The sequence below is a fragment of the Micromonospora sp. ALFpr18c genome, from assembly GCF_008868155.1.
Classification (GTDB): domain Bacteria; phylum Actinomycetota; class Actinomycetes; order Mycobacteriales; family Micromonosporaceae; genus Micromonospora.
Window position 1 is genome coordinate 42,213 of sequence record NZ_WBKR01000019.1, and the last position, 7,127, is coordinate 49,339.

Genomic DNA, 7,127 nt, shown 5'->3' on the forward strand with positions numbered 1-7,127 from the left:
CGGCGGGGTGCGCCAACACCCCGCCGGAGCCCTTACCCCGAACCGACACCTGGGAAGGCGCCCGGCCCGAAGCGGCAACCACGAGGATAACCGGGCTCCCTCCCAGGTCCGTGCGCTCGCGCGGACCACGACACCCAGGGAGAGAGCATGACCACGGTACGAACCGCGATCGTCATCGGCGGCGGCATCGCCGGGCCGGTGACGGCGCTGGCGCTGCGTCGCGCCGGCATCGCCGCCACGGTCCACGAGGCGTACCCGGCCACCGCCAGCGGGGCCGGCGGCATCGGCGGCACCCTCGCGCTGGCGCCCAACGGCGTCGCCGCGCTGCGCAGCGTCGGCGCGGACGAGGCGGTGACGGCTACCGCCACCCCCATCGTGCGCAGCGCCATGGCCGTCGGGCGGCGACGCCTCGACCTGCCCACGCTGGCCGGGGTGCCGCCACTGCGCGTGGTGCACCGGGCCGAGCTGCACCGGGAGCTGCACGACCGGGCCGTCGCCGAGGGCGTCTCGTTCGCGTACGGCAAACGGCTGGTCGACGTCGAGCAGAGCGACGGCGGCGTGACCGCCCGTTTCGAAGACGGCAGCACCGCCACCGCCGACGTGCTCGTCGGCGCGGACGGCATCAGATCCACGGTCCGTGGGCTCATCGACCCGGCCGCGCCCGGCCCCCGGTTCACCGGGCTGCTCGGCTTCGAGGCGGTCGCCCGACACGAGGTGGGCGTCGAGCCCGGCACGATGACGTTCGCGTTCGGGCGACGCGGCTACTACCTGTACTGGCCGGAGCCGGGCGGCGGCACCCGGTGGGGGGCCAACCTGCCGCAGCAACGGCCGATGAGCCTCGTCGAGGCCCGCGCGGTGCCGGCGGCACAGTGGATGGACACGCTGCGCACCAGCTACGGCGACGACGATCCGGGTCGGGAGCTGATGGCGACCAGCAGCGCCGACGAGCTTCAGGTGGTCGGCTCGTTGCACATCATGCCGCCCGTGCCGCACTGGTACCGGGGTCGGATGGTGCTGGTCGGCGACGCGGCGCACGCGCCGTCGAACAGCTCCGGGCAGGGCGCGTCGCTGGCCATCGAGAGCGGAGTGCAGCTCGCCCGGTGCCTGCGTGACCTGCCGGACGTCCAGGCGGCGTTCGCCGCGTACGTGCGGCTGCGTCGTGCGCGGGTGGAGAAGGTCGCCGCCCGCGCGGCACGGATCAACCACACCAAGGCCCCGGGGCCGGTCGCCCGGACGCTGATGCCGCTGCTGATGCCGCTGTTCGTGCGCACGGTGATGGACCCGGAGAAGACCGTCGCCCACGAGCAACGCTATGTCATCGACTTCGACGCACCGGTGACGGCGGAGCCCGCGCTGCGCTGAACGCGGGGCGCGGGGTGACCGGTGAGCCACCCCGCGCCCGCCCGCGTTCTCCGGCCGTCGGGCGGACCCGACCTCAGGCTGCCGCGGCGGCCACCGCCGTACGGGCGACGAGCGCGCGCCGCAGGTCGTCGTCGGCGTCGGTGACGACCCGTCGCAGACCCGGGGTCAGGTCGTCGCGGGCCAGCAGCGCCGCGGCCGCCTCCCGGGTCGGCTGCGCCACGGCGTAGTGGGGGAACGCCAGCTTCGCCACCCGGTCGGCCGTCCACGCGGTACGCCGATCCACGGCGGCCGGCATGTCGGTGAAGTACCGCTCGACGTACGCGGCGGTCAGCTCGGCCTGCTCGGGCTGCCAGAACCCCTCAGCGGTCGCCTCCAGCAGCCGGTTGGACAGCTCGGTGTCACGCACGATGATGTCCCAGGCGGCCTGCTTCGCGGCCGGGTCGGGCAGGGCGGCCCGGCAGCGGGCGGCCCGTTCCGCACCGGTGGAGCTGACGTCGGCAGCCGCCTCGGCGGCGATCTCCGCCTCGCCGGCGGCACCCAGCACGACCAGCCGACGCAGCACCGCCCACCGCAGCTCCGCGTCGACCTTCAGCCCGGCGGGCACATCCCGGCCGGCGAGCCAACCGACGAGCAGATCCGCGTCGGTGGTCGCGGCGATCCAGCCCCGGGCGGCGGCGAGCTGCAACGACTCCCCCGCCGGCGCCCCGTCGAGCAGGTGCCGGCACGCCCCGGCGATCCGGGCGAGCGCCGCCGACCGGGTCAGCGGATCGAGGTAACGGTCGACCAGCGACCGGCTGAGGGACAGCACGTCCTCCGCGATGATGACCTCGGTCTCGGCCGGCAGCGCCGCGACGATCAGGTCGACCAGGCCGGTGACCGGCCGCTCCCCGTCGGTCACCGCGTCCAGCGCCTCACCCCAGAGCACCGCCCGGGTGAGGGAGTCGCCCAGCGCCGGCAGCACCAGCGGAACGGCGTCCGCCGACGCCGGGTCCAGGCGCACCTTGGCGAAGGTGAGGTCACCGTCGTTGAGCACCAGCAGCCGGGCCGCCGGCTCGCCGGTCAGCCCGCCGAGCACGGTACGGCCGCCGTCGACCGTCGGGTCGAGATCCACCTCGTCGCGCCGCACGGTGCCGTCCGCCGCGTAGCGGCCCACGCCGATCCGGTGTGGCCGCAGCACCGGGTACGACTCGGGCGCGGTCTGCACCACGGCCACCTCGGTGTAGCGGCCGTCGGCGTCGAGGGCCACCTCGGCGCGCAGCGTGTTGACCTGCGACCGGCGCAACCACAGCTCGGCCCAACCGGACAGGTCCCGACCGCCGGCGGAGAGGCTGGTCAGCAGGTCGGCGAGGGTGGCGTTGCCGAAGCGGTGCGCGGCGAAGTGCGCGTTCAGACCGGCGAGGAACGCCTCGTCGCCGAGCCACGCGACCAGCTGCCGCAGCACGCTGGCCCCCTTGGCGTACGAGATGCCGTCGACGTTGAGCAGGCCCTCGGCGGCGTCGGCCACCTCCTCCGGTGCCACCGGGTGGGTGGAGGGACGCTGGTCGGCCGCGTACCCCCAGGCCTTGCGGCGCATGGCGAACGTCGTCCACGTCCGCTCGAAGCGGGTCGCCTCAGCGGCGACCCGAATGCCCAGGTACTCCGCGAAGGACTCGTTGAGCCACAGGTCGTCCCACCAGCGCATGGTGACCAGGTTGCCGAACCACATGTGCGCCATCTCGTGGGCGATCGTGGTGGCCCGCAGCTCCCGCTGGGTGTCGGTGACCGCCGACCGGAACACGTAGTCGTCACGGAACGCGACGATGCCCGGGTGCTCCATGGCGCCGAGGTTGAACTCGGGCACGAACGCCTGCTCGTACTTGCCGAACGGGTAGCGCTCGGTGAAGAGCTCGTGGAACCGGTCCAGGCTCTGCCGGGTGATGGTGAAGATCTCCTCGGCGTCGGCGTCGAGGTGCTCGGCGAGCGACTGTCGGCAGTAGAGGGCCAGCGGCACGCCGTCGTGCTCGGCCCGCCGCACGTGGTACGGCCCGGCGACCAGGGAGAAGAGATACGTGGCCAGCGGCACGGTCGGGGCGAACTCCCAGCGCCCGGGGGCCGGGTTGGCGGCCAGCTCACCGTTGCCGGAGACCGTCCACGCCGGCGGGGCGGTGACCGTGAGGGTGAACGGCGCCTTCAGGTCGGGCTGGTCGAACGCCGCGAAGATGCGCTGCACGTTGTCGAGGAAGCTCACCGCGTACAGGTAGGTCTCGCCGTCGGCCGGGTCGACGAAGCGGTGCATCCCCTCCCCGGTGTTGGAATACGCCATGTCGGCCTCGACGAACAGCGTGTTCGTGGAGTCGAGGTCACCCAGCGGCAACCGGTTGTCGGTCAACGTGTCGAGGTCGACGTCGCGGTCGTTGAGGCGTACCGCCAGCAGTGTGGCGGGCTTGACCTCGGCGAAGGTCGCGGTGCCGGGCGTCGCCCGGAACCGGATCGCGACGCGGGAGCGGAACACGTCCCCGTCGCCGGTCAGGTCGAGGTCCACCTGATAGGACTCGACAGTAATCGCCGCGCCACGCGCGGTCGCCTCTACACGGGTCAGGCTCGGCATCCGCTTATCCTGCCCGATGGGGATCGGCACGCGGTCACCACACGACCCTCGGCACTGGAGGAAAGAACCATGGCGCAACACCCCAAGGGCGACTTCGACCTCTCTCGGGCGGTCTGGCAGCGGGCCGAGGGGGACACCTCCGACAGCGCCGTCGAGGTCGCCTTCGTCGACGATCTCATCGGCATGCGCAACTCCTCCGAGCCGGAGGGGCCGGTGCTGGTCTTCACACAGGCCGAGTGGGACGCGTTCGTCGCCGGCGCGCAGGACGGCGAATTCGACCTGGACTGACTGCCGCCGGGGGTCACGGGTGGCGCGGGACACCCGCCACCCGTGACCGCCGGGTCAGGCATCGCCATCGCCCCAGCCGAGGCCCCCGGGGCCCGGGGCGTGGTGGAAGCCGGGGTGCTCGGCCACATCGACGCAGCGCTCGCCGTCGGGGCCGACCGCCCCACAGAACAGCCGCTCGGCCCGGTGCCACGCGTCGGCCGGTGACAGGGCCGCCGCGCCGAGCGCCACCTCCGGGCGGAGCAGGCTCAGCGCCTCCGCGTACCCCACGGCCAGCTCGCGGGCGTCGGCCGCGCCCGGCGCGGTGAAGCCCAGGTGCACGGTGAAGAACCGGTGCGGCCGGGTCGGCCGCCCGGGCGGCCCGATCAGTGCCCGTACGTCCCGGCCCGGGCCCAGTGCCCCCGCTGCCCGCCGCTGCCGCCAGTACGGCGACCTGTTGTCGCGCATTCGCCCTCCCCGTGGTCGTGGCCGTCGGCCCACTGGAGGCCGCGCCGGCCGACCGGCACTGCCGCCGACGGCGGCCCCACCAGCAGCAAACCAGGTTCCGCCGCCCCTGGGAGGGGCCAGCCGGCGCGCCGTCGACGCGGGGGATTCAGCGGCGGCCACGAGGGTAGACGCAGCCGGGCCGTGGCGATGGCCGCCACCGGCACCCGAGGAGGCCCGATGGCGACCATGCCGGCCGACCGCAGCCCGGACAGCACCCTCGCGCTGCTCCGCGCCGGCTACCGGTTCATCGGCGAACGCTGCGACCGGTACGGCAGCGACGTCTTCCAGACCCGGATCCTGCTCGCGCCGACCATCTGCCTCCGTGGCCGGCCCGCGGCGACGCTGTTCTACGACAACGAGCGCTTCCAGCGGCGCACCGCGATGCCGCTGCGGGTGCAACGGACCCTCACCGGCCGCGGTGGCGTGCAGGGGCTGGACGGGCCGGAGCACTCCGACCGCAAGGCCATGCTCATGTCGATCATGACGCCGACCGCGATCCGGCAGCTCGGTGAACTCTTCGACGAGGAGTGGCGGACCCGGATCCCCGCCTGGGAGGCCGCCGGGCCGGTCCCGCTCTACGACGAGGTGGGCCGCCTGCTGACCCGGGCGGTGTGCGCCTGGGCCGGGGTGCCGCTGGCGACGTCACAGGTGAACCGCCGCGCCATCGACCTGCACGCCATGATCGAGGCCCCCGCGGTGGTCGGCCCCCGGCACTGGCGAGGGCTGCTCGCCCGCCGCCGCGCCGAACGCTGGATCGCCACCATCATCGAGCGGACCCGCCTCGGCCTGCTCCCGGCACCGGCCGGCAGCGCCCTGGCGGTGATCGCCGAGCACCGGGACGCGCGGGGCACGCTGCTCCCCCGCCGGATCGCCGCGGTGGAACTGCTCAACCTGCTGCGGCCGGTGGTCGCCGTCGACCAGTACATCGCCTTCGCCGCGCTCGCCCTGCACGACCACCCCGCCTGGCGGCAGCGGGTCCGCGACGACGACGAGGCGACCGGGCAGTTCGTCCAGGAGGTACGCCGCTACTACCCGTTCTTCCCGATCGCGGCGGCCCGGGTCCGGCGCTCCTTCGACTGGGAGGGCCACCACTTCCCCCGAGGCAGGCGGGTGCTGCTCGACCTCTACGGCACCAACCACCACCCGACCCTCTGGCCACAACCCGAGCTGTTCCGTCCGGAGCGGTTCGCCGGCCGCCGAGCAGACCCGTTCGACCTGATCCCGCAGGGCGGCGGCGACCACTGGGCGGGGCACCGCTGCGCCGGCGAGTGGATCACCATCGACCTGATGAAGCGGGCGGTCACCAACCTGACCACCACCATGAGCTACGACGTCCCCGTCCAGAACCTGGCCCTGGACCTGCACCGGATGCCCGCCCTGCCACCGGTCGGCCTGACCCTCGCCAACATCCGCCGGACCGCCTGACGACCATGCGCCGTCCGCCAGGTCGAGTCGGGGTACGGCGGGACGTCCCGGCCGGCCCGCTGCCGATGACGTACGTGCTGCCGCTGCACTGGCACACCGACGCCGGTCTCGACGAGCTGACCGACTACCTGCGCGGGTTGGCCGAGCACGTCGAGGTGCTCGTGGTCGACGGCTCACCCCCGGACGTCTTCGCCCGGCACGCCGACGCGTGGCGCGGCCTGGTCCGCCACCTTCCGCCCGACCCCACCGCGCGAGGGCTCAACGGCAAGGTCGTCGGAGTACTCACCGGGGTCCGCGCGGCACGCCACGAGCACGTGGTGATCGCCGACGACGACATCCGGTACGACGGGACCGGGCTGCGCGCGGTGCACCGCCTGTTGGACCGGGCCGACCTGGTCCGCCCGCAGAACTACTTCCACCCGCTGCCCTGGCACGCCTGGTGGGACACCGGCCGGACACTGCTCAACCGGGCGCTCGGCGACGACTATCCGGGTACCCTCGCGGTACGCCGCAGCACCTTCCTCGACATGGGCGGGTACGACCCCGACGTCCTCTTCGAGAACCTGGAGATGATCCGCACCGTGCGCGCGTACGGCGGGGTCGAGGTCCGACCGGCCTGGCTGTACGTACGCCGACTGCCGCCCGACGCGGCGCACTTCCGGGGCCAGCGGGTCCGCCAGGCGTACGACGACCTGGCCCAGCCGGCCCGCCTGGTGACCGCGCTCGCGGTCCTGCCGGCGCTGGCGGCGGCGGTCGCGACCCACCGGCGTGGACCGCTGCTCGCCGCGGCGACCGCTGTCGTCGCCCTGGCAGAGGTGGGCCGCCGCCGCGCCGGCGGCAACGCCGTGTTCCCGCCGAGCACCCCGCTGGCCGCCCCGCTCTGGCTGGTGGAGCGCGGCGCCTGCAGCTGGTTGGCGGTCAGCCAGCGGCTCCTGTTCGACGGCGTCCGCTACGGCAACACCCGCATCCGCCAAGCCGCCCA

6 protein-coding genes are annotated in these 7,127 nt (G+C 74.0%); 4 read left to right on the plus strand and 2 right to left on the minus strand.

What is annotated here, in order from left to right:
• Positions 1 to 147: 147 nt before the first annotated feature.
• Entirely contained in the window at positions 148 to 1,362 is a 1,215-nt protein-coding gene (locus tag F8271_RS06375; protein WP_151488715.1) for an FAD-dependent monooxygenase, read from the plus strand.
• 73 nt (positions 1,363 to 1,435) lie between these two features.
• Here the strand turns inward: F8271_RS06375 and pepN are convergent, their stop codons facing one another.
• Positions 1,436 to 3,949: an aminopeptidase N gene (gene pepN / locus F8271_RS06380; protein WP_151488716.1), complete on the minus strand. Its 2,514-nt coding sequence runs from the start codon at positions 3,947 to 3,949 to the stop codon at positions 1,436 to 1,438.
• Between the two features lie 69 nt (positions 3,950 to 4,018).
• Here pepN and F8271_RS06385 point away from each other — a divergent pair, with 69 nt between their 5' ends.
• The gene (locus F8271_RS06385; RefSeq protein WP_151488717.1) at positions 4,019 to 4,237 is read left to right on the plus strand and encodes a DUF397 domain-containing protein; all 219 of its coding nucleotides are present in this window, start codon (positions 4,019 to 4,021) and stop codon (positions 4,235 to 4,237) included.
• Positions 4,238 to 4,291: 54 nt separating this feature from the next.
• On the opposite strand, the gene F8271_RS06390 is transcribed toward F8271_RS06385, so the two are convergent.
• A complete protein-coding gene (locus F8271_RS06390; protein WP_151488718.1) occupies positions 4,292 to 4,681 on the minus strand; it encodes a hypothetical protein in 390 nt (129 codons plus the stop codon).
• 216 nt (positions 4,682 to 4,897) lie between these two features.
• On the opposite strand from F8271_RS06390, the gene F8271_RS06395 reads away from it, so the two are divergent.
• Positions 4,898 to 6,145, plus strand: coding sequence for a cytochrome P450 (locus tag F8271_RS06395; RefSeq protein WP_151488719.1), 1,248 nt, complete (start codon positions 4,898 to 4,900; stop codon positions 6,143 to 6,145).
• A gap of 5 nt (positions 6,146 to 6,150) precedes the next feature.
• Positions 6,151 to 7,127, plus strand: a 977-nt coding sequence (locus F8271_RS06400) for a glycosyltransferase family 2 protein (protein ID WP_151488720.1), incomplete at its 3' end; no start/stop codon positions are given.

What these genes read in the sequence shown, in the direction of transcription:
- F8271_RS06375 (WP_151488715.1), top strand. Translation starts at nt 148, where the DNA reads ATGACCACGGTACGAACCGCGATCGTCATCGGCGGCGGCATCGCCGGG.
- pepN (WP_151488716.1), bottom strand. Translation starts at nt 3,949, where the DNA reads ATGCCGAGCCTGACCCGTGTAGAGGCGACCGCGCGTGGCGCGGCGATT.
- F8271_RS06385 (WP_151488717.1), top strand. Translation starts at nt 4,019, where the DNA reads ATGGCGCAACACCCCAAGGGCGACTTCGACCTCTCTCGGGCGGTCTGG.
- F8271_RS06390 (WP_151488718.1), bottom strand. Translation starts at nt 4,681, where the DNA reads ATGCGCGACAACAGGTCGCCGTACTGGCGGCAGCGGCGGGCAGCGGGG.
- F8271_RS06395 (WP_151488719.1), top strand. Translation starts at nt 4,898, where the DNA reads ATGGCGACCATGCCGGCCGACCGCAGCCCGGACAGCACCCTCGCGCTG.